Source organism: Halomonas sp. SIMBA_159, assembly GCF_046536035.1.
Lineage (GTDB): Bacteria > Pseudomonadota > Gammaproteobacteria > Pseudomonadales > Halomonadaceae > Vreelandella > Vreelandella venusta_A.
Genome location: NZ_JAWJBT010000065.1, coordinates 1 through 676, shown reverse-complemented (window position 1 = coordinate 676; position 676 = coordinate 1). Strand labels below are relative to the sequence as shown.

Here is a 676-nt window from a genome sequence, read left to right as displayed (position 1 = left end):
CTGGCGCCCAATACGCAAACCGCCTCTCCCCGCGCGTTGGCCGATTCATTAATGCAGCTGGCACGACAGGTTTCCCGACTGGAAAGCGGGCAGTGAGCGCAACGCAATTAATGTAAGTTAGCTCACTCATTAGGCACCGGGATCTCGACCGATGCCCTTGAGGGCCTTCAACCCAGTCAGCTCCTTCCGGTGGGCGCGGGGCATGACTATCGTCGCCGCACTTATGACTGTCTTCTTTATCATGCAACTCGTAGGACAGGTGCCGGCAGCGCTCTGGGTCATTTTCGGCGAGGACCGCTTTCGCTGGAGCGCGACGATGATCGGCCTGTCGCTTGCGGTATTCGGAATCTTGCACGCCCTCGCTCAAGCCTTCGTCACTGGTCCCGCCACCAAACGTTTCGGCGAGAAGCAGGCCATTATCGCCGGCATGGCGGCCCCACGGGTGCGCATGATCGTGCTCCTGTCGTTGAGGACCCGGCTAGGCTGGCGGGGTTGCCTTACTGGTTAGCAGAATGAATCACCGATACGCGAGCGAACGTGAAGCGACTGCTGCTGCAAAACGTCTGCGACCTGAGCAACAACATGAATGGTCTTCGGTTTCCGTGTTTCGTAAAGTCTGGAAACGCGGAAGTCAGCGCCCTGCACCATTATGTTCCGGATCTGCATCGCAGGATGC

General features: G+C 58.6%; 1 pseudogene. It reads left to right on the top strand.

What is annotated here, in order from left to right:
* Window positions 1-145: 145 nt before the first annotated feature.
* A pseudogene (locus R0J87_RS18340) lies at window positions 146-487 on the top strand (hypothetical protein); the annotation flags it as partial.
* Between the last annotated feature and the right edge of the window lie 189 nt (window positions 488-676).